Origin of the sequence: Rummeliibacillus stabekisii, from assembly GCF_007988965.1 — a bacterium.
Lineage (GTDB): Bacteria > Bacillota > Bacilli > Bacillales_A > Planococcaceae > Rummeliibacillus > Rummeliibacillus stabekisii.
In genome coordinates, this window is the sequence record NZ_BJVD01000001.1 from 993,910 (window position 1) to 1,019,034 (window position 25,125).

At 40.1% G+C, this 25,125-nt stretch carries 16 protein-coding genes; 1 reads left to right on the plus strand and 15 read right to left on the minus strand.

Annotated features, from left to right (window positions below; translation table 11 throughout):
- Positions 1–21: 21 nt before the first annotated feature.
- The 13 genes from RST01_RS04995 to uvrB form a co-directional block, all read right to left on the minus strand.
- Positions 22–1,206 (minus strand): DUF418 domain-containing protein, encoded by a 1,185-nt coding sequence (locus RST01_RS04995; RefSeq protein ID WP_244946640.1) that lies wholly within the window; start codon positions 1,204–1,206, stop codon positions 22–24.
- A gap of 11 nt (positions 1,207–1,217) precedes the next feature.
- Positions 1,218–4,883: a helicase-exonuclease AddAB subunit AddA gene (gene addA, locus RST01_RS05000; protein ID WP_147194597.1), complete on the minus strand. Its 3,666-nt coding sequence runs from the start codon at positions 4,881–4,883 to the stop codon at positions 1,218–1,220.
- A complete protein-coding gene (gene addB / locus RST01_RS05005; protein WP_147194600.1) occupies positions 4,864–8,373 on the minus strand; it encodes a helicase-exonuclease AddAB subunit AddB in 3,510 nt (1,169 codons plus the stop codon). The genes addA and addB overlap by 20 nt, the downstream gene beginning before the upstream one ends.
- A gap of 52 nt (positions 8,374–8,425) precedes the next feature.
- Positions 8,426–9,052 carry a TVP38/TMEM64 family protein gene (locus tag RST01_RS05010; protein WP_221297944.1) on the minus strand — a complete coding sequence of 209 codons (627 nt, stop codon included), beginning with the start codon at positions 9,050–9,052 and terminating at the stop codon, positions 8,426–8,428.
- Positions 9,053–9,381: 329 nt separating this feature from the next.
- Entirely contained in the window at positions 9,382–10,572 is a 1,191-nt protein-coding gene (locus RST01_RS05015; RefSeq protein ID WP_244946641.1) for a PDZ domain-containing protein, read from the minus strand.
- Positions 10,573–10,787: 215 nt separating this feature from the next.
- Positions 10,788–12,218 carry a S41 family peptidase gene (locus tag RST01_RS05020; protein ID WP_147194606.1) on the minus strand — a complete coding sequence of 477 codons (1,431 nt, stop codon included), beginning with the start codon at positions 12,216–12,218 and terminating at the stop codon, positions 10,788–10,790.
- Positions 12,219–12,299: 81 nt separating this feature from the next.
- Entirely contained in the window at positions 12,300–12,875 is a 576-nt protein-coding gene (locus tag RST01_RS05025) for a peroxiredoxin family protein (RefSeq protein ID WP_184117514.1), read from the minus strand.
- A gap of 161 nt (positions 12,876–13,036) precedes the next feature.
- On the minus strand, positions 13,037–14,314 hold the full coding sequence (locus RST01_RS05030; RefSeq protein ID WP_244946654.1) for a murein hydrolase activator EnvC family protein: 1,278 nt from the start codon (positions 14,312–14,314) through the stop codon (positions 13,037–13,039).
- A gap of 61 nt (positions 14,315–14,375) precedes the next feature.
- The gene (gene ftsX / locus RST01_RS05035) at positions 14,376–15,260 is read right to left on the minus strand and encodes a permease-like cell division protein FtsX (RefSeq protein ID WP_147194615.1); all 885 of its coding nucleotides are present in this window, start codon (positions 15,258–15,260) and stop codon (positions 14,376–14,378) included.
- Positions 15,250–15,936 carry a cell division ATP-binding protein FtsE gene (gene ftsE / locus RST01_RS05040; protein WP_066784729.1) on the minus strand — a complete coding sequence of 229 codons (687 nt, stop codon included), beginning with the start codon at positions 15,934–15,936 and terminating at the stop codon, positions 15,250–15,252. Before ftsE ends, ftsX begins: the two co-directional genes overlap by 11 nt.
- Before the next feature lie 211 nt (positions 15,937–16,147).
- Positions 16,148–17,344, minus strand: coding sequence for a DUF4097 family beta strand repeat-containing protein (locus RST01_RS05045; RefSeq protein WP_184117516.1), 1,197 nt, complete (start codon positions 17,342–17,344; stop codon positions 16,148–16,150).
- Positions 17,345–17,501: 157 nt separating this feature from the next.
- Positions 17,502–20,366, minus strand: coding sequence for an excinuclease ABC subunit UvrA (gene uvrA, locus RST01_RS05050; RefSeq protein ID WP_147194621.1), 2,865 nt, complete (start codon positions 20,364–20,366; stop codon positions 17,502–17,504).
- A 5-nt stretch (positions 20,367–20,371) separates the two neighbouring features.
- Positions 20,372–22,354, minus strand: a complete 1,983-nt coding sequence (uvrB, locus tag RST01_RS05055) for an excinuclease ABC subunit UvrB (protein WP_147194624.1) — start codon at positions 22,352–22,354, stop codon at positions 20,372–20,374.
- Positions 22,355–22,801: 447 nt separating this feature from the next.
- Between uvrB and RST01_RS05060 the strand changes: the two genes are divergently transcribed.
- Complete coding sequence (locus tag RST01_RS05060; protein WP_147194626.1) at positions 22,802–23,362, plus strand: competence protein ComK; 561 nt, start codon at positions 22,802–22,804, stop codon at positions 23,360–23,362.
- Here the strand turns inward: RST01_RS05060 and RST01_RS05065 are convergent.
- Positions 23,352–23,705, minus strand: a complete 354-nt coding sequence (locus tag RST01_RS05065; RefSeq protein WP_147194629.1) for a YhjD family protein — start codon at positions 23,703–23,705, stop codon at positions 23,352–23,354. The genes RST01_RS05060 and RST01_RS05065 overlap by 11 nt on opposite strands.
- 219 nt (positions 23,706–23,924) lie before the next feature.
- A protein-coding gene (gene prfB, locus RST01_RS05070; protein ID WP_147195101.1) for a peptide chain release factor 2 occupies positions 23,925–25,023 on the minus strand; the annotation gives its coding sequence in 2 pieces (ribosomal slippage) (positions 23,925–24,950 and positions 24,952–25,023; 1,098 coding nt in all).
- Between the last annotated feature and the right edge of the window lie 102 nt (positions 25,024–25,125).

Consider the following 25,125-nt stretch of genomic DNA (forward strand, 5'->3'; position numbering starts at 1 on the left):
TACCCATCATACAACATTTACTTAAATATTTCCTCTTTTTTCGCTAATCTTTCCATACGTAATACGTTTCCATAGACTTTCTAGTGGTCCTTGGCGAAAAATCAATAACCAGAACATAGAAAAAACTGCTAAAATCGCATATATTCCAAGCGCTAACCAGGTGATTGTATCAAGACCTAATTTTCCATAAAGCCCTAATCCAAAATAATAAAAAATAAGTGTACAAACAAGGGATTCTAATAAGTAAACAGTTAATGACATTCTCCCTGCCATCGCAAAAGGCAATAAAATCTTCGTTACATAAGGAATGCAACAAATAAGAATGATAGCACTAGCATATCCAACAGCTAAAAGCGGTCCACCGAATTGCATTTGAATGCTATCTAGAAAATAAGTGCGATCCATTGTATAAGGCAACATTTTTAAAATAATTCCAAGTACAATGAGCACGACCGCAGCCACAAACCACTTAGATAGATGACTCTTCGCACTTTCTATTAACTTCCATTTAGCCGCCGCGGCTCCAATTAACATGAAAGGTAGTATGGTGAACAAGGACATAATCCACATAGAAGGAGAAAATTGTACGCTCGCATCTGTTAAACGCTGCTGGAACGCATCCATCCAAGAACCGCTCCCATAAGCTTTAATCGCACTTTGAACAGCTTGTATATCCGCGTATTCAAATGTGTCGGATGAAGCTTTAACTAATGAGGCGATATATGCCAATAAAGCTACCAAACCATTTATTGCTCCGTAAAATAGCAAACCAATCGCTAATAAAAACTGGGGCTTCATACGAATCAAGCTAATGGCAATAAGTCCGCAGAAAGCATACATCATTAAAATATCTCCCCACCAAAGAAGCAGTACATGAAGCAAACCGATGATGAATAGCACCACCAAACGTTTTACGCTCAATTTATAAAAACTGTTTCCTAGCCTTTCCGCCTTTTCCTGTTGCATCGCAAGACCATAGCCGAACAACATGGCAAAAAGCGGATAAAAACTGCCCTGCACGAGAATATCCAACCATTTATGATATGAAATATCAAGCGGCGTTGAAAAATACGTCTTTAAATCTACATATGGTACTGGCGTACTGAATGCAAACATATTTACGAGAAGAATGCCAAGTAAACTGACCCCTCGCAGAATATCTATGGTAGCGACTCTCTCTTTGGTCGCCGTTGGGGTACTCTGCACGTCTATTCCTCCTATAATTGTATAGAGTGATTAGCATTAAATGCGTAAATCACTTTCTCCGCTATTTCAATCTTCAATATCTCTTCTATTGCTTTTTTATAGAGTGAAAGCTGCACTTCATATCGCTTAACCATTTCAGTACGCAAGCCCTCTATTGTTTGCATATGGGGCAAAAGCCGATCCGTTTTATAATCGAGCAAAATCCACTTTCCGGTTGCATCCTTTAACAGGCAGTCGATTACCCCCTGCACAACCTGCGTATCTCCCTCATTGTCTGCAAGACTTAGCGTAAAAGGCATTTCTCGATGAAGCTCTTGCGCATTCATAAAGCGGATGCCTGTTTCACTTTTAAAGAAGTCGATAATCTTGTTCGGTTTCACAGCTTTCGCTTCTTCTTCTGTTAACAGTTGGCGCTCCACTAAAGAATCCACAAACCTGCGTACCGTTTCTTCGCTATGAAGACCTTCTTTTGGGATATGCTGCATCACTGTATGGATAGCTGTCCCCGTTTCTGCTGCTGTCAGTGATTGCTGCTGTAAAAATGCAGGCCTTTGTGCTACTCTTTGCTGATTTGGCGTGCTGCTCGTAAATAGCTCTGGCTCTTCTTGTGATTGTAGCTGCTGCAGTCTCTTTAATTCACTGACAGATGTTTTGGAACGTTTAGCAATCGCTCGTTCATATGCGTAAGGTTCGTCAAAGCGTCTTTCAATCTCTGCCACCATTGCCGGATTTACTTCCGCTTCTGGTAAAGATTCTTTTTCTTCTTCTACTTTCTCTACCTCAGTTTCATATAAATCATTCACATGCAAAACATTTAATTTCCATTGAGATTGTTCTGTCCCTACCTCTTCTCCTTTGAAATGAGGATGTCTTGCAAATGCCGGTCCGATCCAATCTAAATAACTTTTTGCTTTTGCGCGAAGGTAGTCTGGAAGCATTTCTCCATCTGGCAGCTGTGCAGAATCCGTCCACTGTTTCTTCGCTTTCTCCCAATCTTTAATCGTTCCAAGTAAGAAAAGCTTCTCCTTCGCCCTTGTCATAGCTACATACAGAATACGCATCTCTTCTGATTTCATTTCTAGTGTTTTCTTTTCTACCATCGCAAGGAAAGGCAGAGATGTGTACTGGATTCTCTTTTCTGGATCAATCATCTTCACAGCTAAGCCAAATTCTTGATCAAATAAGTAAGGCAAATGGAAATCCATTTTATTAAATTCACGGCCAAGCCCTGCTACAAAAACAAAAGGAAACTCTAGGCCTTTAGATGAATGGATGGTCATGAGACGAACAACATTTTCCTTCTCACTGATAGCTTTAGCAGTTCCTAAGTCATTTCCCCGCAACCGCATGCGCTCTACAAAACGTAAGAAGCGGAAAAGACCTCGGAATGACGTTTTTTCATAAGCTATAGCCCGATCATGTAACGCACGGAGATTCGCCTGCCTTTGCTTGCCATTTGACATAGCTCCGACCATCTCATAATAATTTGTATCCATATAAACGCGCCATATCAAATCAGCCAGAGATCCGCGTCTCGCCAAATCTCGCCAATCCTCTAGTTGCAATAAGAAACGCTGTAACTTCGAGGCAGTAGTGGCGTTTAACCCGGCTCCTTCACTACGCACGAATTGTTTAAGCGCTTCGTAGAATGATGCCTTCGGTTGTGCAAGGCGAATTTTGGCCAATTCATTTTCAGTAAGACCCACAAAAGGTGCTCTTAAAACCGATACAAACGGAATATCTTGATAAGGATTATCGATTGTTTTTAAGGTGTTTAACATAATCATGACTTCAAGTGCTTCAAAATAACCTTTTGAAATCTCCGCATACAATGGGATCTCCGCTGCCTTAAACTCATCCACCAAATCTGCAGACCAAGTCATTGAACGCATTAGAATGACAAAATCCCTATACTCGATGGGTCTTTCTTTTTTGGTCCACGGATCCATTACTGTCATACCTGAATCCATCATGCGTCTAATTTCTTTAATCATAAATCTAGCTTCTTGCTGGGATTTCTTTAACTCTTCTTCCTCGGATGCTTGCGAACCGCTTTCATCCTCATTCTCTTCGGTATATAAAATAGCCAATTCAATTGGCATTTCTTTTTCGGCATAAGGTGCTTGTGGTTTTAAAGCGGCAGCTTCATCATAAACCACTTCTCCTACTTCCTCGCCCATGATTTGTTTAAAAACATAGTTCGTTCCATGCAACACCTGTGGACGACTACGGAAGTTAGCGTTCAAGTCTATACGGAGGCCTGAATTCTCCCCCTCATTGTAAGCTAGATACTTATGAAGAAATAGAGTTGGTTCTGCTAAGCGGAATCGATAGATGGCCTGCTTCACATCACCGACCATAAACATGTTGCCGTTTGATGCTTCACCTGTTTTGATGAGCTGTAGGATGGTCTCTTGAAGAAAATTGACATCTTGGTATTCATCAATTAACACTTCTTTAAAATGGGCCCGATAATCAAGTGCAACCGATGAAGGCACCATTTCGCCATCCACGTCTTCCGTTAAAATAGCTAATGCGTAGTGTTCTAAATCTGAAAAGTCTACTAATCCCTTTGAGCTTTTAGCTGCTCCATACATTTCGCTAAATTGTAAAGCCAGCTCTACCAACGTTGCAATCATCGGCTTCATAAAGCGAATTTCATCAAGCAGCCTTTCTGGAGAACGCTGAAAATACTTTTCAACTGGCTTTTCAAACATTTCTTTTACTTGCTTACGTTTCGCTTTTGCCATTTCTAGCAGTTCTTCATCACAGCTACCCTTCTTTTGGGCTTTCGCTCTGTCTAGTTTAGCCTTTTGGAAGAATGAATGAGCCTCCTGCCAGCTTCTCTCACTAACAAGAGCTCTTGCCTCTTGAAGCAGCACTAAATCTTTTTCTGCTGTTTCCCCGTATGCATAAGGCCCATCTGGCAACAGTGCAAGCTGACGGATTTCTTGGGCAATGTGGATGGCCCCATCAATATCATGCAAAATGGCCTTTTTCACATATGGAATGAAAGGCAAATCATCTACAACAGCATCATCTGCAATGGCATATTGCTCTGGCAAGGCCAAAAGCCATTTAGATGGCTCTGGATTGACGCGAGACATTTCATATAACTTAGAAATGAGCACTTCAATCGCCTGGTCATCTCGATCGGATGTAAAACTATCCACTAATCGGTAGACACGCTCTGCATATTCACCGTCATAGGCCGCTTCTAGCACTTGCGCGAGAATATCATCCTTTAGCAATGCTGCTTCTGTTTCATCTGCAATGCGAAAACCTGGGTCTATGTTCAGTAAATATGCATATTGCCGCACGATATTTAAGCAAAACGAATGCAGTGTAGAAATCTGCGCTTTATTAATCAGACTTAATTGCCTGCGCAAATGCTTAGAAGTAGGGTCTTTCTTAATTTCCTTCTCAAGCGCATCGGCCATACGATGTCTCATTTCTGCCGCAGATGCATTTGTGAATGTAACGACAAGCAGCTGATCAACGTCAATGGGATGGTCAGCTGAAATGACTTTCTCAATCATCCGATTAATCAATACTGCCGTTTTACCTGACCCTGCTGCTGCAGAGACTAGGATATCTTGTCCAGTTGCCCATATGGCTTTCCACTGTTCGTCCGTCCATGTCGCATCGTCCGGCTTTTTAGGTATGGCTGAGGTCATCGTGACCACTCTCCTTTCGTATCTTTTCAATTACTTGTTCAGGCTTATCCAGCGATAATTGGCGATAATGCTGCGCTGGGTCTGTTGTATCAAATTGACATACACTTTTAAATGAACAGAACTCGCATGCGGTACGCTGATTCATCTTGAATGGGCTTATGTCCGTTTTGCCTTCCAGAATTTCCTGGCCTGCCTTTTTATGCTTACTCCGAATAAAGTGTGTAAGTGAACTCATATCATCTGGCGCTATGATGGATGACATACCGGGAGATGCATTGCCGTCTTTTTTGACATAAACAGGCACGACCTTGGAATATCCTCCACTCTCAGCAAGATTTTCGTCCATCGCAAGGATTGATTGAGAATCATTTAATAATAGGCCACGCATTTTAAATTCCTTTAAACGCTCAGTTTCGGCTTCTTCTATTGATAAGCTATTAGATGCGCTTAGCATTGGGTTGTGAACATGAATATAAAGAACGCCGCCAGCTTCGGCATGGACCGGAAGCCATTCCTCTGAATTCGTAATGGCCACATCTAGGTATGTCAGCATCTGTAAAGATAGTCCATAGTAAACTTCATTTAAATCCAGCTTGCGGGCAGATGATTTATAATCGACAACGCGTATATACGGTTTACCGTCAATGGTTGTTGCATCCACACGGTCAATTCGGCCGCGCATTTGCATTTTCTTATTGTTGTCCAACTGAATAACAAGTGGTGGCAAAGGCTCATTCGGCCCAAAAGCTGCTTCAATCGCAATGGGTTTAAAGCCCGACACTCTTGCATGCTGGCTTAGCGATTGCAGTGTACGTTGTACGATATAGGTCAACTTTCGAGCAATATAGCGGTAGCGTGCATTGCTTAATAAAATTTGGTGATATAAAAGTGGCGATATTTCTTCAACAGCTTTTTTAGCTAAATGCGCACATTGCTCATTCGTTAATTGGCTCCATGAGAGATGCAGACGATCCGTTTCTTCACTAATCCATTTCAAAGCAGCATGAAAAAGATCGCCAATTGTAGGTGTTTCTAAGCGATACTCTGCTCTTTCCTCCAGATTTAATCCATACATTGAAAAATGGGAGAATGGACAGCGATAAAACTTCTCTATTCGCGATACACTGGAAGTTAATGTAGATCCATAAAGGGACTCTGTCATTTCAGGTGTTAAAGGTTCAGCCTGCCCATGCGTTTTTAATGGACGCTTTAAGCGCTCTAAAATGGTTCTCCAATAAGGATCCTTCTCATAATACTGTTGAAGCGCTAACCATTCAGGACTTAACTCTCCATGCTCCTGTTGCATCCGTAGTCCTTTCATTAAATACGCAAGCGACGTACGCGGATGCACAATATATGACATAATATCAAAAGCCTCAGTCGATTCGGTCGGATCAATAAGCGCCATTGTTTTACGTATGTTTTTCAGTTGATCTTCCAAGCGTTTGATATACAAAGACGGTAGCAGTGCCTTGCTTTCTTCATCAGCCATCGCATAAGAAACAAACAAACGATGGGATTGCATAGTAAATGCATGATAGGTGATAAATTCTTCTTCTAACAAGCGAGTTTTAGAGGTTGGTGCGATTTCATGCCCAAGTCTTGAAAACCACTCACGTTCGCTGTCTGCCAATATCCCTTCATAATCAAGCCGTTTTGGATACACACCATCATTTACGCCAATCACAAAAACTGCCTTAACATGTGTTAAACGAGCTATATCAGCTGATGCTATTGTTATTTGGTCTATAGAAGGCGGAATTCTTGAGAACTCCAATGTATCAAAGCCTTCATCTAAAATCTCAAAGGCTTCTTCTAAATTCATAGGCTGATCGCCAAAAAGAAGAACAAACTGGTCTAGGATATCCACCCAATTTTTCCATGCTTGTTCATGCTCACTTGCTTCCAGTAAACGTCCTTTTTCAATTTCATAGTCCTTTAACGTTTGCAGCTTATCAAATACTTCTAGCGTCTCCATGAAACGATAAATGGCTGTGGCGATATCTCTTCCAGTAACGGCTTCTTGCAATTCCGTTTCTAATGCTTTCAATGGGACACGTATTTTTTCACGTACCAATTCTATCTCCTGTTGATACGCTCGTTCTTCGTCTGTTTGATTGGCCGTATATAATTCCAGACCGCGATATTTTTTATAGAGCCAGCGATCATCTTCAAACCAGCGTTTTCCGTATATACCTTTTGCCAAAACAAAATTTTCAAGTAAGTCCGCTCTTTCTCGCCATATTTGCTTTTCTGCATTCATTGGGAAAAATAAATCTGTTTTGACGGCACGGAAAATAGGCTCATACTGCCAGCCAGATTGGATAGCTTCCAAAGCTGATCGGCTTAATTCAATCAGCGGATGATGAAGCATCGGCTTTTTTTGGCTAACAAAGTATGGCAGATCATATTGAGGAAAGATCGTGTGGATTAGGGGATCATAGACATCTTGTTGGCGATAAAGAATTGCCATATCACGATAACGCATGCCATCCTCATGGACAAGCCCATGAATTTTTCGGGCAACAGCATGAACTTCTGCCCGACGATTAGATGCTTCAATGATCTCCGCACTGCCATCGCTCTCTTGTTGAAGTGCTGGGAATGCATCAAACTGACTTTCTAAATGTCGTAAATCAGCCGTCTGAAATCTGTGTTGCTCTCTTTGATGGATAGTCGGTTCTAATTCAACGCCATTTTCCTGCGCTATTTCAATTAATTTAGCGCACGTTCTTGAAGATTGATAGAACAATGCATGCTCATCTTCTGCATCTGCAATAGACTCCATTGGTAAAACAACCGTTACGCGGCGCGCTGTTTTTAGCAATTCCTCTACGACTTCTAACTCTCGTGTAGTAAATGCCGTAAAGCCATCTATATAAATGTCCGCCTGTTGGATAGCAAGTGATTTTCCCAGCTGTGACGCTAACAATGGATAGTAGCCCTCACTATCAACATACGTCGTGCCCAATGATTCTTCTATTGCCCCTACAAGCAAATGTAAGTCATGCATTTTATCCTGTAGCGTTTTAGGCGCATCTACATCTGCAAAACTAGCCATTAGATTTGTTAGCGCTGTACTATCCAAACTATATCTGCTAAATTCCTTTAGCAATGACTCCATTTCAGCTGTAAATCCCCGTTTATCAGCAGCTTTCTTAAACAGAGCAAATTCTTCTTTGTGTTGGTCCAACAATTTCCGGATCAGCATTCGATAGCCAAAGCCATTGACTTCTTTGCGGCTAATCCCACCTGTTTCTTGTAGAACACGCCATGCCAGTCGTTTAAAGGTTGTGACTTGTGCACGAATAAGCCCTTTAATGCTATATTCGTGTGTCATATCTCTCTCGGCTGAAAATGACATCTGATCAGGCACAATTAAAAAAATCGGCGAACCAATTGGCTGCTCTTCCACTTTCGCCACAATTTCTTGTTGAATCAGGGCTGTTTTGCCCGATCCAGATCTGCCTGTAATGAATCGCAGTGACATACATAACCCCCGCTTTCTTTTCCTTTATTATAGCACAATGCGAACTAGCGTTCTATTTATGCTCATATTTAGATGAATTTCTCATTTCTGCTTTCATTTTATTGTTCATTCGCGCTTCGACATGCTTTCCTCCCCACCATAAGAGAACCAGAACGACGACAATCAAGCCTGTCCTAACAGGATTTGTAATGAGTGCTTGCAAATCTGAGCCTATCCAACTAATAATAAAGATCATCACCAGCTTTGCCAGCATCACCGTGACTAAATAATTCTTCTTTTTAAGCTTGGATAAGCCCGCCACCACATTGACAATAGCTGATGGGGTGAAAGGAAAACAAAGCAATATTAATAATGGGGTGAACCCTTGGTATTCAACCCAATGTATAAGCTTTTGAACAGCAGAACGATTTGAAATAAAGCGCAGGATTTTGCTTCTGCCAAACTTTCGGATAATAATAAATACAGAGTAAGCCCCTAACACTGCGCCTGCCCACGAAAATAAAAATCCCCACCATAATCCATAGGCGCTAGCATTCGCCACCACGAATGCAGCTAATGGCAAAAACGGCAAAAAAGCCTCTAAGAATGGCAAGGCTATAGCTAGTAGAGTCCCAATTAAACGATAATGTTGTGCAAGCAGCTGAAATTTCTCAATGGATAACCATTCAGGCACGGTCATTGCCCCTTTCGACAAATCTTACTTTTATAGTTAAGACTAATATAGCCATTTATAAGTTGCGTTACGATTCAGTTGAAACTTTTTTGCTATTTTCGACATACATTTACCCGTTGAACTTAATAGGGGGTAGTCCAATTATTATACAACACTTTGTACAGGGGTGAGAGACAAAAGGATTGCCTTAATTTCGACAAAATGTTGTTCTCCAAAATACAAAAAGACGGCCTGTCCTTTCAGACAGCAACCGTCATAATAGATATGTTTCTATTTATATATATGCTAGTTTTAAGAATTAACTCTAGCTTAATCTTCTGCTTACAATGTGTCTTCTATCGAACTACTAGCAAGCCAATTCGATAGTGGTCATGACGATAAATGACATGCTGCCTTAATCGAACTTCTCCGTCCTGGTCAACCACTTCTAGTCGACAATGAGCCGCATTTATTTGGAGCGCTTCATATAATTCTTCTTCATTTGAGACCGGAATGCCATTGACTTTACGAATGCATTCACCCACTTGAATGCCCATAGCTGCAGCTGGGGAATCCGGCAAAACACCCGCAACCATCACACCATTATCTTTGGGCGTTACGGCATAGGTACCATGGCGTTCACTTAATGAATATAGGATTGAAATAAAAATACGTCCAATTATACCGACAAATACTGCTGCGACTCCCATGATTGGAAAGAAGTATGCAATAATTCCTTCAATTAAGACAAGCAGGCCCAGTATCTCGATTGTTTTCCCTACTTGTGGATAAAAGTGTACCGGCAACAACTTTCTTGATCTCTGTTGGAAACCAATGACAAACGGTACAAGAATTAGTGAGAATGTATTGCTTCCTAGCGTAAACTGCGGCCAATATGGAACATATTCGTGAATCGCTCCACTCGGAATGACGAAGAAAATAGGCAGCATCCACAATCGTTTGGCAAGGTAGATAGCGGATGGTAAACCTCGTTCAGACTTTAATATTCTTGGTGAAGCCAGTTTAGCAGCGTTCTTCACTACAAGAGCACCTTCCGCGACCAGCACAAGCCCAATTAATATAGGAATCGTACTTAACATACCGACATGCATAGAATGACTTGTCACATCCCATTTCAAGAAGTGCCAAGAGCCATCTGTAATATATGTATACCATAAGATAACAAATGCTATGCCAAGTGGATAAACAGCAGATGCTGCATGATAATAAAAAACAGCGATTAAAATAACGCCGACGACTGCACTGATTACAATAAATTGAATGGGAACTGTTAATCCTACGATTAAGCTTATGGCTGAGATGATAACCCCAGGCAACCAGCCTTCTTTCATCATAAGGATTGTCTCAGACCATCCCCAAAAAATTCGTGTCTTAAAGGATTTCCGTTCTGATTTTACACGCTGATAGCCAATTAAAATAGCGAATAAGATTCCTATATATAATAAAGGATTTAAAAAGAAACGGCCGATGCCTTTGATAATTTCCATGATTACATCTATGTACATACGTTTTGCATCACCTTTCATTCTCCGGCAGTTAATATAATGGTGCTTTCATTGTATCAAACAGCCGATTGAAAACGAAGTGTTTTAATGATTATGTACCATTTATCTTATATTAGGGAATGTATTAGCGGTGAAAAGCAATAGTTTTCTCTTCTTCACTTTCTGGCTCATGAATTGCAAGATTAGCCCTGTAGGAAGCGGTCGAGCATGACTGCTCACCTACAGGGCTTTCTCATCTATTTCAATTTTTGATTAATATAGCTAATCGCCATTTGGAGCTGCGTATCATTTTCTTCTTTCTCTCTATATTGAACCATCTCTTCACGCAAGGTTGTTAAGAATTCCTCATTCATCTCACTTTTGCCGGACAGATTGTGTTTATCACTATACTGTTGGACAGCTTTTGCTGTGGATTTGTCATAATACCCATCCAATCGGCTAATTTGGTAGCCCTGTGTTTTTAATACTTCTTGGATGGATTGGATATCATCTGCAAAATCTCCTTCTTTAAATTTCCCTACGATTGGTGGCAATTTCATATGAAATAGGGGATTTTGTTCCACTTCAACTCCAGCTTGAATACCCTTGCCATGAATCCATTCCCTTTTTGGCGTCAGCCATTTATTCGTGGAAAGCTTCAATTCGCCCCCATTAGATAATGGCCAAGTTTCTTGTACAGTGCCTTTTCCAAAACTTTTAACACCAATAATCATTGCTCGATCTAACTCTTTTAACGCTCCACTTAACACTTCACTCGCAGAGGCACTTCCCTCATCTTGCAGCAGGACCATCGGCAGCTGTTTTAACTTTTCATCATAATCAAACGCAAGATCATCTTTTGCGACTTTTAAAGGCTCTTGATTGCCCATCGCATCTTCCATGTAGGCGAAAGTAGAATCCGGTTTAACGACACTTCCAATAACTTGTGCGACACTTTTGAGATATCCGCCAGGGTTGCTTCTTACATCAATGATTAAAGCTTGAATATTATTTTTCATTAGTTCGCTTGTTTGCTGGTACCATTCTTCTGCCGTCTTTTCACCAAAAACAGAAATAGCAATATAACCAATATTTTTGTCTTTTACTCCAATGAGCTTGCTTTTGACAGATGTTTGCGCAATTGCTCCTCTTGTAATTTTGATATCTACATGTCGGTTTTCTGAAGGCCTAAATACTGTCATGGTAAGGGTTGTACCCTCATCGCCCCTTATAAGTGCAAGCAATTGAGTTAATGACTTTCCTTCTGCCCTTTGCTTATCTATTTGGACGATTTCGTCATAAGGTTTAAGCCCAGCTTTCTCAGCTGGTGACCCTTTCATTGGCGACACGACAATAAACCGGCCTTGGCTTTGGGTAATCTCTGCTCCTATCCCTACACGTTCATCAGATAATTGTTCCTTATGCATTTTTGCTTCTTCTTTTGTATAGTAGGTGCTGTATGGATCCTTCAAAGCGCCCGCCATACCTGTAATCGCGCCTTCAACCAATTGTTTTTCCGTTGTACTATGAACCGACTCTTGGCGAATTAATTGATATGCTTCTCCAACAGGTTCTAAAGTCGTTGATTCAGCCTTCACTGCTTCTTTTGTTTTTTGGGACTTCATGAAATAGAAAATCCCTCCGCATACCAATACACTAATAAATAAATAAAGCCACCATTTTCGCATTAATCTCAGTCCCTCCCATATCTTTGCACTATATGAGAGAGAGTCCTGAAATAAAACTAAAATGGTGGACATGTTTTGAAATTATTTTAGGGAACTCATTGCATATTCCATCATTTTCCTATCCATTGGACCCTTAATTATCTGCTTAATTTGTCCTTTTTCGTTAATGAAATAGGTTGTAGGAATGTTAACTATTTCGTACTGCTTTTGCTGTTCCCCTTTCTTATCTAATAAGATAGGGTATGTGATATCGTACGATTCGGCAAACTCTTTAATATACTCTTTACTTTTATCAGCACTAGTCAAATTGACCGCTAATATTTCTACATTATCTTTTTTATTCAAGCTTTTATAATACTTCTCCATTTGTGGTATCTCTTCTTTACATGGTGGACACCATGTTGTCCAGAAGTTCAGGATTATTTTTTTGCCGCGATAATCTGATAGCTTCACTTTTTTCCCTTCGAGAGTCTTAAGCGTAAAATCAGGAGCATATTGACTGATTTCTACTCCACTCTCTTCTACTTCTTTTGTTTCTACTTGTGTGTATGAGGTGTCGATTTTTTCTGCTTCTGTTATTTTCGACTTTAAAAAGTTCGTGAGCGCAAAAACAATTAATGCCGCGACTAGCAGCAAACCGAAAACTTTCTTTTTCACTTTTTCGCCTCCAGCTTTGCATATCTATAAGAATTTATGCTTGTTACCATACTAAAAATGCTATCACAATCTAATTTGAAAAGCTATGAATGCTGTGTGAATAGATACGGTGGAAATAAAAAAAGTTGCCGGCTAATTAGCCAGCAACCAATTCATTATGTTTAAAATGATATATACCGCAAAGGATTGACCGCTCCTACTTTTTGCCCTTCCCATGGTGTTGTATGGATTTCAAAATGGAGGTGGCTGCCGTATGCGCGGCCTGTATGCCCCATATAGCCAATCACCTGGCCTTTATGAACCCTTTCGCCAACACATACCTTATATTGGCTTAAATGTGCATAAACTGTCGTAAAGATATGTCCTTCAATGGAATGTGTCATCATGATCACATTGCCGTAGGTAGACAAGGGACTAGCACGAAACACTACTCCATCGGAGGCTGCTACTACAGGGGTGCCCTCTTTATTCGCAAGATCAATACCATAGTGAAATTCTGCACCTTCACCTAAATCCCGCCAACCGTGATTGGATGTCAGCCGCCCTACAGCCGGCTTTGTCCATGTTCCAAACGTGACCTCGGGCAGTTCGCCCGTCTCCATTTGAGAAGCAGCCGAAGTAGCTGCATTTGACGTAGAGGACATTTGTGCTGCTAGGTTTGCTAGTCTTTGCTGTTCTTCTTCAATCTCTCTTTTCACATTTTCACTCATCGTGACAGCTTCTGAGTATTCCTTTTCAAGGAGTCTCTTCCCTGTTTGCAGCTTTTTTTGTTCTGCTTCCAGTTTGTCGATTATACCATTTTTATCTATTATTTGTTCATCATACGATTTACGAAGCAATTCTAATTGTTCACGGTAGATTTTTTTCTTCTCTACTTTCCCATCAAGCTCAGCCTGTTTCTCTTCCAAACGCTCCTTTTTGTCGCGTTGTTCTCGTAAAATTTGGCGATCTGCTTGTAATAATGTATTCACAGCACCCACACGGTCAATAAAATCACCTAAACTTTGTGATTGTAAGACAAGGGTCACATAGCTTAAACTCCCATTGTTTTCTTGAAGAGCCCTTGCACGATTATCAAGCAATTCAGAACGTTGATTGATTGTTTGCTGCATGCTTTCAACCGATACACTTAATTGTTTGATTGCTTTAGACATCTTGTGTTCTTTCGCAAGCACGGAACCAATTTTCAAATCAGTTTTAGTAAGTTTACGATCAAGGCTAGCGATTTGGTCCATATAATTCTCAATTGTTGCTTGATGTTGATTAATCTCAGAAGTTTTTGCATCTAGTTTTGAATGGATTTCACTTTTTTCTTTGTCCATTCTTTGCTGTTTACTATTTAAGTCCTTGATAGATGTTGCATGCACCTTTATCGTTGGCCATACTAGAGCAAATGCGATTGTGGTACATAGTAAAGCTTTTAAGGCCCTTGATTTCATGTTCAACCACGAATCCCCCTGATATTCTTTCTCTCTCAACATTGCACATTTATGGCTTTACTTACACTTTTAAGAATTTACGTACAGACATAAAACTTCCCCACATACCGATGATTACGCCCATTACTAATATCAATGCATCTATTTCAATGATAAATGGAGAAACGCTTAGCAATTCGAACACTTCTCCCTTTAATCTTGGCGCTAGCGCACTATGGATATTTGCATACGCAAGCGTAACAACTATAATCGGAATAATCGATCCTAAAATACCTAGCCAAATCCCTTCTAGTAAGAAAGGAATGCGTACAAACCAGTTCGTAGCACCTACAAGTTTCATGATTTCAATCTCTTTACTTCGAGCAAAAATAGTAATTTTGATAGTATTCGAAATTAGGAACATTGCAGTCAGCAATAAGGCAATGATGAGTACAATCCCCACATTTCTACCTGTGTTTAACACATTGAAGAGCTTCTCGATTTTCCCTTTTCCGTATAGCGCTTCATATGTACCATCCATCTTATCAATTTGTTTAGCGATTTTCGCTGTCTGTTGAGGGTTGGATGCTTTGACATAAAGAACATTTCGCAATGGATTGCTTTGTTTAAATAAACTTAAATCATTACCAAAGTCTTTCACTAAACCGCTTAATTCACTCTCTTTTGATGAATAGCGTATTGATTCTACCCCTGGCAGGTTCTTAATTTGATCTTGCAGATTGCTTTCATCTTTTTCATTTGCTTGTAAATCGATGAGTACTTTGATCTCCACATCGTTTTCCAGATCATCGGCAACTTTGTTTAAGTTCATCATAATCACCATAAATACTCCTACAAGCAATAGGGTTACGGTGACGGCACTGACAGAAGCAAATGTCATCCATCCATTTCTGGCAATTGATTTAAAGCTTTCTCGTAAATGACGCGACAAGGTGTTAAATTTCATAGCCGTAATCACCTCCTCGTTCATCACGAACAATTAGTCCGCCTTCAATGGCAACAACACGACGTCTCATATTATTAACGATTTCTCGATTGTGCGTCGCCATTATAATGGTTGTCCCTCTTGCATTAATCTCTTCAAATAAACTCATAATCTCCCAAGATGTATCAGGGTCTAGGTTTCCGGTCGGTTCATCGGCAATTACTACTTTTGGTAAATTGACAATGGATCTCGCAATCGACACGCGTTGTTGCTCGCCACCCGATAATTCATCCGGAAACATTCTCGCTTTCTTTTTTAAGCCCACTAAATCCAACACATCCATCACACGTTTCCGTATTTTTTCCGGATGTTCTTCAATTACCTCAAGAGCAAATGCGACGTTCTCAAAGACAGTAAGCTTTGGCAGCAGCTTAAAATCTTGAAAGACTACGCCGATTTGCCTTCTTAAGTAAGGAACTTCTTTATTCTTCAAATTAGACAGGTTCATGCCATTCACAACAATTTCACCTGATGACGCTTTTTCTTCCCGATACATCATCTTAATAAAAGTCGATTTCCCAGCACCGCTCGGACCGACAATATAAACAAACTCCCCTTGGTTAATTCTTATATTGAGCCCATTCAGCGCTACAATACCATTGGGGTACTTTTTATAGACATTCTTCATTTCTATCATATTTAGACCACCTATGTTTTAGTAAAACTTGACTATTTTCCACTCTATTATATCACGGCACTATTTGTCTACCATTACAAGTGTATTTCAAATAGGTGAATTATTACTTGGGTGTTTCTTTTTATTTACTTGTTATTTAATGTGCAAAAAAAGACTGCATCAAAAGAAAGCGTTAAAGCTTTCTTTTAAAGCAGTCTTCTTACCATAACTTTTAAAGGTTATATCGAACTATAACTGAACCAGTTTTTGTTTCCCCTTCAACTAGCAGAGTTTGTGTATCTTCAATTACTTTTGAGAATTGTACACTCTTTTGCAAGAACTGATTTTGTTCATTTTGTCGTTGGATATCCGGTAGACGCACATCTACTTTCCCTAAGTTTGAAGTGACTTCACCCTGTAGGGAGGTATTATTCGGTATATAAATTTCCACTGCACCAGCAATTGTTTGTGCACGGATATTCTTTGCTTTTTCAGTACGAGTCGTCACTACGACATGGCCATTAGCTGATTTCGCATCTAATTCTTCTATTTTGCCATCGACATAAATGCGGCCATTGACTGTTTCTACTTCTGCTTTTTTCCCTTTCACATCACGTAGGTCAATTGCGCCATTGGCAGTTTCTGCTTCCAATTGGTAGAAACCAACATTTTTGAAATCAATACCACCATTCATTGTTTTGACTTTTATTTGTTCGATGTCAATGTTAGCTGTTTTAAATCCTCCATTGAATTGGCGGATTGTGACGAAATCATATTTTTTTGCCGGAATGTAAATAGTAGCATCTAGGCGCAGTTTTTTTGTTGCAGAGACAATTCGTAATGTATCATCATCTGCCTTGCTGACTACACCTTGATTGAATTCTTTTAATATGTCATCCGACATTTTCCCAATGGTTGGTCGAATACGATATACAATCTTCGCACTCTCTTCATTCGTTGGAATCAACTCGATATTACCATTGGGAATATCAATGCTAATATTAGAAAACGTAGCGTTCTGTAACTCTTCTATTTTTTCTTCTGAAGCTGAAGAACTCATAAACCCTTTGTCAAAATCAAATTCTTTCACTTTCGAGAAAGTAGTATTCATTAAATTCACCAATTTCGTTCCAAATTGTGTGAAGTCTTTACGTATTTCTTCAAAGAATTCATCTTCATTGCCAGATTGGCGTTGTTCAGTTGTCTGCTCCCCATGCTGGTCACTTGTCATCTTCTCTTTTTCCGACTCATTTTCGAAGTATTCTTTCTGTGGAGCAGTCTTGCTGCTATCAGTTGTTGCTTTATTTTCGTTTGGCTGTTGATTCATGTTTGATGGCTGCTCAAGTTTTTCAAATAGTACGATTGCTTCTTGGGCGGTGATTGTGCCTTTTTCGACTAAATCCAAAATTCGTTTACGTTCATCTTGCATAATAACACCCTCCATTATTCGTCTTACTACATGTACGAATTCACTAGCAAAAAGTTTCATAATAACGGAAGGAGATATACCTACCAAAGCTTATTTAGCTCTCTATGGCAGATAAATCTCCATTTCCACTCATACTATCTTAATCATTTTACTAATACTATTTCTGCGCTTTTTCGAGCGATGCTTCCATACGGGCGCGATCACGCTCTAATACACGGTTCAAATAAAATCCGGTATATGAACCTTCTGTGTCAGCTACTTGCTCAGGCGTTCCCTTAGCAACAACAGTACCACCTTTATCTCCGCCTTCTGGTCCCATATCTATAATGTAGTCAACTGTTTTTATTACATCAAGATTATGTTCGATAACCAGCACTGTGTCGCCATTCTCTACAAGTCGATGTAACACTTTTAATAGACGCGAAATATCATCTGCATGAAGTCCTGTTGTCGGTTCATCCAATATATAAATGGATTTTCCATTAGACCGTTTATGCAATTCAGATGCCAGCTTAACGCGTTGCGCTTCCCCACCGGATAACGTAGTCGCTGGTTGGCCAAGTTTGATATAACCTAATCCCACATCAACTAATGTTTGCAGCTTTCTAGCAATACGCGGGATGTTTTTGAAGAATTCCAAGCCATTTTCAACTGTCATTTCGAGCACATCTGAAATATTTTGGTCTTTATATTTTACCTCAAGTGTTTCCCTGTTATAACGTTTGCCATGACATACTTCACATGGTACGTAAACATCAGGCAAGAAATGCATCTCAATTTTGATGATCCCGTCTCCTCGACACGCTTCACAGCGTCCGCCTTTGACATTAAAGCTAAAGCGTCCTTTTTTGTAACCGCGTACTTTCGCTTCATTTGTAGAAGCGAACACATCTCGAATATCATCAAATACCCCTGTATATGTTGCTGGGTTAGAACGTGGCGTTCTGCCGATCGGCGACTGGTCAATATCAATCACTTTTTCTAACTGCTCGATTCCTTCTATTTCTTTCACTTCGCCTGGCTTAACCTTGGCGCGGTTCAATTTATGAGCGAGCGTTTTGTATAGAATTTCATTGACTAACGTACTCTTCCCAGATCCAGAAACACCAGTTACTGCAACAAATACGCCTAATGGAATATCTACTTTTACATTTTTTAAATTGTTTTCTCTTGCCCCTTTAATCTTGATATAGCGGCCATCAGGGGTTCTCCGTTCAATCGGCAATGGGATAAATTTCTCGCCGCTTAAATATTTCCCTGTCAATGAATGCGGATTATGCATAACCTCCTGCGGTGTACCGGCAGCAACAATTTCACCGCCATGTGCTCCTGCGCCAGGTCCTACATCGATTAAATAGTCAGCGGCCATCATTGTATCCTCATCATGCTCAACAACAATCAATGTGTTGCCCAGATCTCTCATGCTTTGCAATGTAGCGATCAGACGGTCATTATCGCGCTGATGTAGGCCGATTGACGGCTCATCTAGGATATATAACACACCAGTTAACCGAGAGCCAATTTGAGTAGCGAGACGAATACGCTGTGCCTCGCCGCCCGATAATGTGCCTGCTGCACGGTTTAACGTTAGATAATCCAAACCAACATTGATTAAAAAGCTTAATCGCTCTTGAATCTCTCTTAAAATCAACCGGGCAATCTGCATATCTTTTTCCGATAGCTCTAGTTCTTTAAATAGTTGGAATGCTTCTTTTACAGATAGCTCTGTTACTTCACCAATATGCATACCATTGATCTTTACAGCTAATGATTCGGGTTTTAAACGATGACCGTGACATGATGGGCACGGTTGCTGTACCATGTATTTTTCCATTTGCTCCCGTACATAATCCGAGCTAGTTTCTTTGTAGCGTCGTTCTACATTTCTTAACACACCTTCAAAGAAAATATTTTGGTCTCGCACGCTTCCGAATTCATTTTCATAGTGGAAGTGAATGCTATCATTTCCCGATCCATTCAATATCTTATCCATTTGTTCACTTGATAGCTCTTTTACCGGCACATCCATTGGGATGCCGTAATGGTAGCAAACAGCTTTCAATAATTGTGGATAGAATTGTGAGCTTGTTGGAATCCATGGAGCAATGGCTCCTTCATCCAATGTCAAATCCCAGTCTGGTATGACTAATTCTTTATCTACTACTAGTTTAGATCCAAGACCATCACATCTTGCACATGCACCAAACGGGCTGTTGAAGGAGAACATTTTCGGTTCTAATTCGCCGATTGAAAAGCCACAAATAGGACAAGCGTGATGTTCGCTGAATAACAATTCTTCATGTTCCATCACATCGACTACTACACGGCCTTCTGCAAGCCTTAACGCTGTTTCTAATGAATCGCTTATACGTGCCTCGACGCCTTCTTTTAAAACGATACGGTCTATGACCACTTCAATCGTATGTTTTTTATTCTTATCTAATTCAATATTATCGTCTAAATCGCGGAGTTCACCATCTATTCGTGCACGGACAAACCCCTGTTTTTTTAGATCCTCTAAAAGTTTTACATGTGTGCCCTTTCTCCCTTGGATCATGGGTGCAAGCAATTGAAGCTTGGTACGCTCAGGATACTGCTTAATGCGATCCACCATTTGTTCAATGGTTTGAGAAGTAATTTCAATACCATGCTTTGGACAGATTGGTTTTCCGACACGAGCAAAAAGCAATCGCAGGTAATCATAAATCTCCGTTACCGTTCCGACTGTTGAACGTGGATTTCGGCTTGTTGTTTTTTGATCGATTGATATGGCAGGCGATAAGCCTTCTATCGCATCTACATCCGGCTTGTCCATCTGACCTAAAAATTGCCGTGCATAAGATGACAGCGACTCAACATAACGCCTTTGACCTTCCGCATAAATCGTGTCAAAAGCGAGAGAGGATTTCCCTGAACCCGACAAACCAGTAATCACGACTAATTGGTCTCTTGGAATGGTCACATCTATATTTTTTAAATTATTTGCTCTGGCACCTTGTACTACAATCTCTTGATTTTTCAAATTGGTCATCCTTCCGACTTCAATTCCAAAATAGTGTCTCTTAATTCTGCTGCCCGCTCAAAATCAAGCGCTTTTGCAGCATCCTTCATTTCTGTCTCTAATGATTCAAGCAATGTGATTTTTTCCGCCTTTGTAAGCTTTTTGCCTTTGGTTGCCTTTGTCAGATATGATTCAGGCTCCTCGGCAGCTTGTGTTGCACGAATCACATCACGAATTTCTTTTTGTATAGTTTTAGGTGTAATATTATGTTTTTCATTATATTCCATTTGAATTGTACGACGGCGTTCCGTTTCCTCGAGTGCTTTTGCCATTGAATCTGTAATGCGATCAGCATACATAATGACATGCCCATTGGCATTTCGAGCAGCACGACCGATTGTTTGGATTAAAGAACGTTCTGAACGAAGGAAACCTTCTTTATCCGCATCTAAAATAGCGACAAGCGAAACTTCCGGAATGTCTAGTCCTTCACGAAGCAAGTTAATACCGACTAGTACATCATATGTTCCTACACGCAGCTCGCGAATAATCTCAATACGCTCTAACGTTTTTATTTCAGAGTGCAAATACTGTACCTTAATGCCCATCTCTTTTAAATAATCGGTTAAATCCTCCGACATTTTTTTCGTAAGCGTCGTAATGAGTACACGTTCATTCCGTTGAATTCTATTTTGAATTTCATCCATTAGGTCATCGATTTGGCCTTCAATTGGGCGTACATCGATTTCTGGATCAAGCAAGCCAGTCGGGCGAATAATTTGTTCAGCCATCTCAGGTGTATGTTCCAATTCATAAGGACCAGGCGTTGCCGAAACATAAATTGCGTTATGAATATGTTTCTCAAATTCTTCAAATTTCAGCGGCCTGTTATCAAGCGCAGACGGCAAGCGGAATCCGTGTTCTACTAGTACGTTTTTGCGTGCTTGGTCTCCATTATACATACCACGGATTTGCGGCAATGTAACATGACTTTCATCAATGACAAGCAGAAAGTCTTCCGGGAAGTAATCAAGCAATGTATAAGGTGTAACACCAGCCGGGCGCAATGTAAGATGCCTTGAATAGTTTTCTATGCCAGAGCAGAAGCCCATTTCGCGCATCATTTCCAAGTCGTAATTCGTTCGTTGCTCTAATCGCTGTGCTTCAAGCAGCTTGTCTTCTTCTCGCATATGTTTTAATTGATCTTTCAGTTCTACTTCAATATTATCTATTGCTTTTAACAATTTCTCCTCACGCGTAACGAAGTGGGATGCTGGGAAAATAGCAATATGTTCTCTATCTCCAAGTACTTCGCCTGTCAACGCATCTACTTCTCTAATGCGGTCAACTTCATCCCCGAAAAATTCAATACGGATACAGTGTTCATCTCGAGATGCAGGGAAAATTTCGACTACATCTCCGCGCACTCTAAAGGTACCACGCGTGAAATTTATATCATTTCGTTCATACTGGATATCTACCAGTTTGCGGAGCAGCTGGTTGCGTTCAATTTCCATCCCTGTACGAATGGACACAACCATTTCACGGTATTCTTCCGGGTTCCCCAAGCCATAAATACAAGAAACGGATGCAATAATAATTACATCATCTCGTTCAAACAATGAGGAAGTGGCAGAGTGCCGCAGTTTATCGATTTCATCATTGATGCTGGCGTCCTTTTCAATGTAGGTATCGGTTTGTGGCACATACGCTTCCGGTTGGTAATAATCATAATAGCTGACGAAATACTCGACAGCATTATTTGGAAAAAACTCCTTAAATTCGCTGTAAAGTTGACCTGCGAGCGTTTTATTATGCGCAATGATCAACGTCGGCTTTTTCACTTCTTTGATAACGTTTGAAATCGTGAATGTTTTCCCCGTTCCTGTTGCTCCAAGGAGTGTTTGATGCTGTTTATTTTGTCTAACGCCTTCAACCAATTCTTTAATCGCTGCAGGCTGGTCGCCACTCGGTTGATATGCGGAATGTAATTCGAAATCTTTACTCATTTGGTTCCTCCCCGTTCCTTAAAACTCATAGACATATTTTAACATAGCTACGCACAAGTATCCAGAAATAAGCGAACGTACGTTTTATTGTTTAAATAAAAAAACCGCTCCATCTGAACGGTTTTTAATTTTTAAATTGAATGATAACAGTCACAGTTTTCGACTTTGGGGGCTTTTACTGAGAAAGTAAAACAAAAATAGTTTAATTTTACCCTCATATGGCCCAAGCAAAGTATTCATTCTACCAACAAAAAGAGAAGAACGACCAATGATATGGCACTTTTCTCTGTTTTATTTCCTGAAATGCTTTTTGTTAGTATAGGAAAAACAACATGAATATGCAATCTTTTTTACTTTCTCATCTATCTATAGAAATAGTGTAGTTGAGAACATTATATACCCGTAAATTTAGTCTTTGAATCCACCAACATACTAGGAGGAATAAAAATGGAAATTATAAAAATTAATGAATTTTATCTAACACCGGATATTTGCATGCTTAAGCCTATTTTGGTAGACAAACGTAATTATTCACTTGTTATTGAGTTGAATCGTCAATACATCGTCTCATGTACCGTGACCCGGTTGATTAATTATATTTGTACTTCACTCGGCACTTCTTTGGACGTATCACTGGAATATTCAAATTACGTATTTAGCAAAGTAAACGAACATGCTAAATCAGACACGATAATTAAACTACCTATCATCTTAACGGCTCTTTTACAGCCGTATATTTTCTTTCCGACTGCATCACCTAAGAAAAAGCATAACGCGTGGATTTTGTGGCAAAATTTTAGAGGACATACTATGATGAATAAACAAGAAATGGGCTTATATTTCAAGCAAGGAGTTTATATAGAGGAACATTTAAGCTTTACAACCCTTTCAAGGCAGCAATATTATGCTTCAATCCTTTATTTCCGTCATATGGATGAGGTGATCAATAGGCATCAAAAAATGGACAATCGTTCAATTATAGAGCGCGGCTTGTTTCTTATGGCTTAGATAAATAGTGAGTTAACAGTTCCTCCACATGATTGCGCAGCCGAATATTCGAGTATCGCCGGCAATCTTGGGCTCTTTTATTGATAAAAATGTATTCGGAGAATAGATCATCTCGCTCCCCGCGGAATACTTGCAGCTGATGCATAGCCAAATAACGTTTCGTCTCAGCCAGTTCTTTGTGGACTCGCTTGGTTGTCTGTTCAAGCAGCCTTATATAGGGTTGTTTTAATTTAAAATGCCCTTGCTCAAATTCCTTGCTATCACGCTTTAGAATTTGCAGCACCATTGGCAAGTAAATGGCCTGCTCTAACCTATGAATTGCTTCATTCGATAAATTCAACATCGCCAACAACCTCCATAGAAAACAAACGTTCTTATTTTATTTTATATTCGAGTTGCTCATTTAGCAAGTAAAATTAAGAACAAACGTTTGGTATGTTTTGGCTCAATACCCAAAATAGAAAGAGACAACACCGCTACTAGCAAAAAATACGCCCGTTCAGATGAGACCTTGCAAAAGTCTATCCACTCGGGCGTATTATTTATTCATAACTTACAGTTTTTATAGCTGTGAGCGCAAATATGCATTAATAAACTGGTCAATATCGCCATCCATCACCGCTTGGACATTACCGGTTTCTGTGTTGGTGCGATGGTCTTTCACCATTGAATACGGATGGAATACATATGAACGGATTTGGCTACTCCAGCCGATTTCCTTCTGTTCACCGCGGATATCATCTAGCTGAGCTTGCTGCTCTTCTACTTTTAGCTGATACAATTTCGCCTGCAGCATATTCATCGCTTTCTCACGGTTTTTAATTTGTGAGCGTTCAGCCTGGCATGCCACCACAACACCTGTTGGCAAGTGAGTAATACGGACAGCGGATTCTGTTTTATTGATATGCTGTCCGCCTGCGCCTGATGCACGATACGTATCTACTTTTAAATCTTCTGAACGAATTTCAACAGCAATCTCATCAGTAAACTCCGGCATAACATCTGCAGACACAAAGGAAGTATGTCGACGACCAGCGGAATCGAAAGGTGAAATACGTACAAGGCGATGAACGCCTTTTTCGGCTTTCAGGTAACCGTATGCATTATGTCCACGAATTGCGAGTGTAACAGACTTCAACCCTGCTTCATCGCCTGGCAAGTAGTCTAATGTTTCTACTTTGAAATCATGTTTTTCTGCCCAACGCGTATACATACGCAAAAGCATAGACCCCCAATCTTGGGACTCGGTACCGCCTGCACCTGGGTGAAGTTCTACAATGGCATTGTTTTGATCGTAAGGGTCGCTTAAAAGCAATTGTAGTTCGAAATCCTCGGTGCGTTTTTTAAACTCATCCATCTCATTAAAAAGTTCTTGCTGCAATTCTTCATCTGGTTCCTCTTTCAATAAATCCAGTGTCATTTCAAGGTTTTCCTGCGTTTCAACTAATTCGTGAAATTCGTTGACGATTTCTTTTAAACCTCTGGATTCACTGATAATTTTTTGCGCATTGTTTTGATCATCCCAGAAAGATGGCTCAAGCATCATTTCATCCAATTCTTGAATCCGCGCCTCTTTGTTTTCTAAGTCAAAGAGACCCCCTAAAGTCTTCTAATTTTGTGGACGTCCCATCAAGGTCGTTCCGAACATCTGATAATTCCATCATAATTTGTTCCTCCAATTACATTAAATATTCAATAATTTATCACGCATCTTGGCCAATTTTCAACAACTAAGGCTGGATGTTATTCACTGTAAGTATACT

Excerpts from the sequence above, each read along its gene's own strand:
- addA (WP_147194597.1), bottom strand. The coding sequence starts at position 4,883 with ATGACCTCAGCCATACCTAAAAAGCCGGACGATGCGACATGGACGGAC.
- addB (WP_147194600.1), bottom strand. The coding sequence starts at position 8,373 with ATGTCACTGCGATTCATTACAGGCAGATCTGGATCGGGCAAAACAGCC.
- RST01_RS05010 (WP_221297944.1), bottom strand. The coding sequence starts at position 9,052 with ATGACCGTGCCTGAATGGTTATCCATTGAGAAATTTCAGCTGCTTGCA.
- RST01_RS05015 (WP_244946641.1), bottom strand. The coding sequence starts at position 10,572 with ATGAAAGGTGATGCAAAACGTATGTACATAGATGTAATCATGGAAATT.
- RST01_RS05020 (WP_147194606.1), bottom strand. The coding sequence starts at position 12,218 with ATGCGAAAATGGTGGCTTTATTTATTTATTAGTGTATTGGTATGCGGA.
- RST01_RS05030 (WP_244946654.1), bottom strand. The coding sequence starts at position 14,314 with ATGAAATCAAGGGCCTTAAAAGCTTTACTATGTACCACAATCGCATTT.
- ftsX (WP_147194615.1), bottom strand. The coding sequence starts at position 15,260 with ATGAAATTTAACACCTTGTCGCGTCATTTACGAGAAAGCTTTAAATCA.
- ftsE (WP_066784729.1), bottom strand. The coding sequence starts at position 15,936 with ATGATAGAAATGAAGAATGTCTATAAAAAGTACCCCAATGGTATTGTA.
- RST01_RS05045 (WP_184117516.1), bottom strand. The coding sequence starts at position 17,344 with ATGCAAGATGAACGTAAACGAATTTTGGATTTAGTCGAAAAAGGCACA.
- uvrB (WP_147194624.1), bottom strand. The coding sequence starts at position 22,354 with ATGAGTAAAGATTTCGAATTACATTCCGCATATCAACCGAGTGGCGAC.
- RST01_RS05060 (WP_147194626.1), top strand. The coding sequence starts at position 22,802 with ATGGAAATTATAAAAATTAATGAATTTTATCTAACACCGGATATTTGC.
- RST01_RS05065 (WP_147194629.1), bottom strand. The coding sequence starts at position 23,705 with ATGTTGAATTTATCGAATGAAGCAATTCATAGGTTAGAGCAGGCCATT.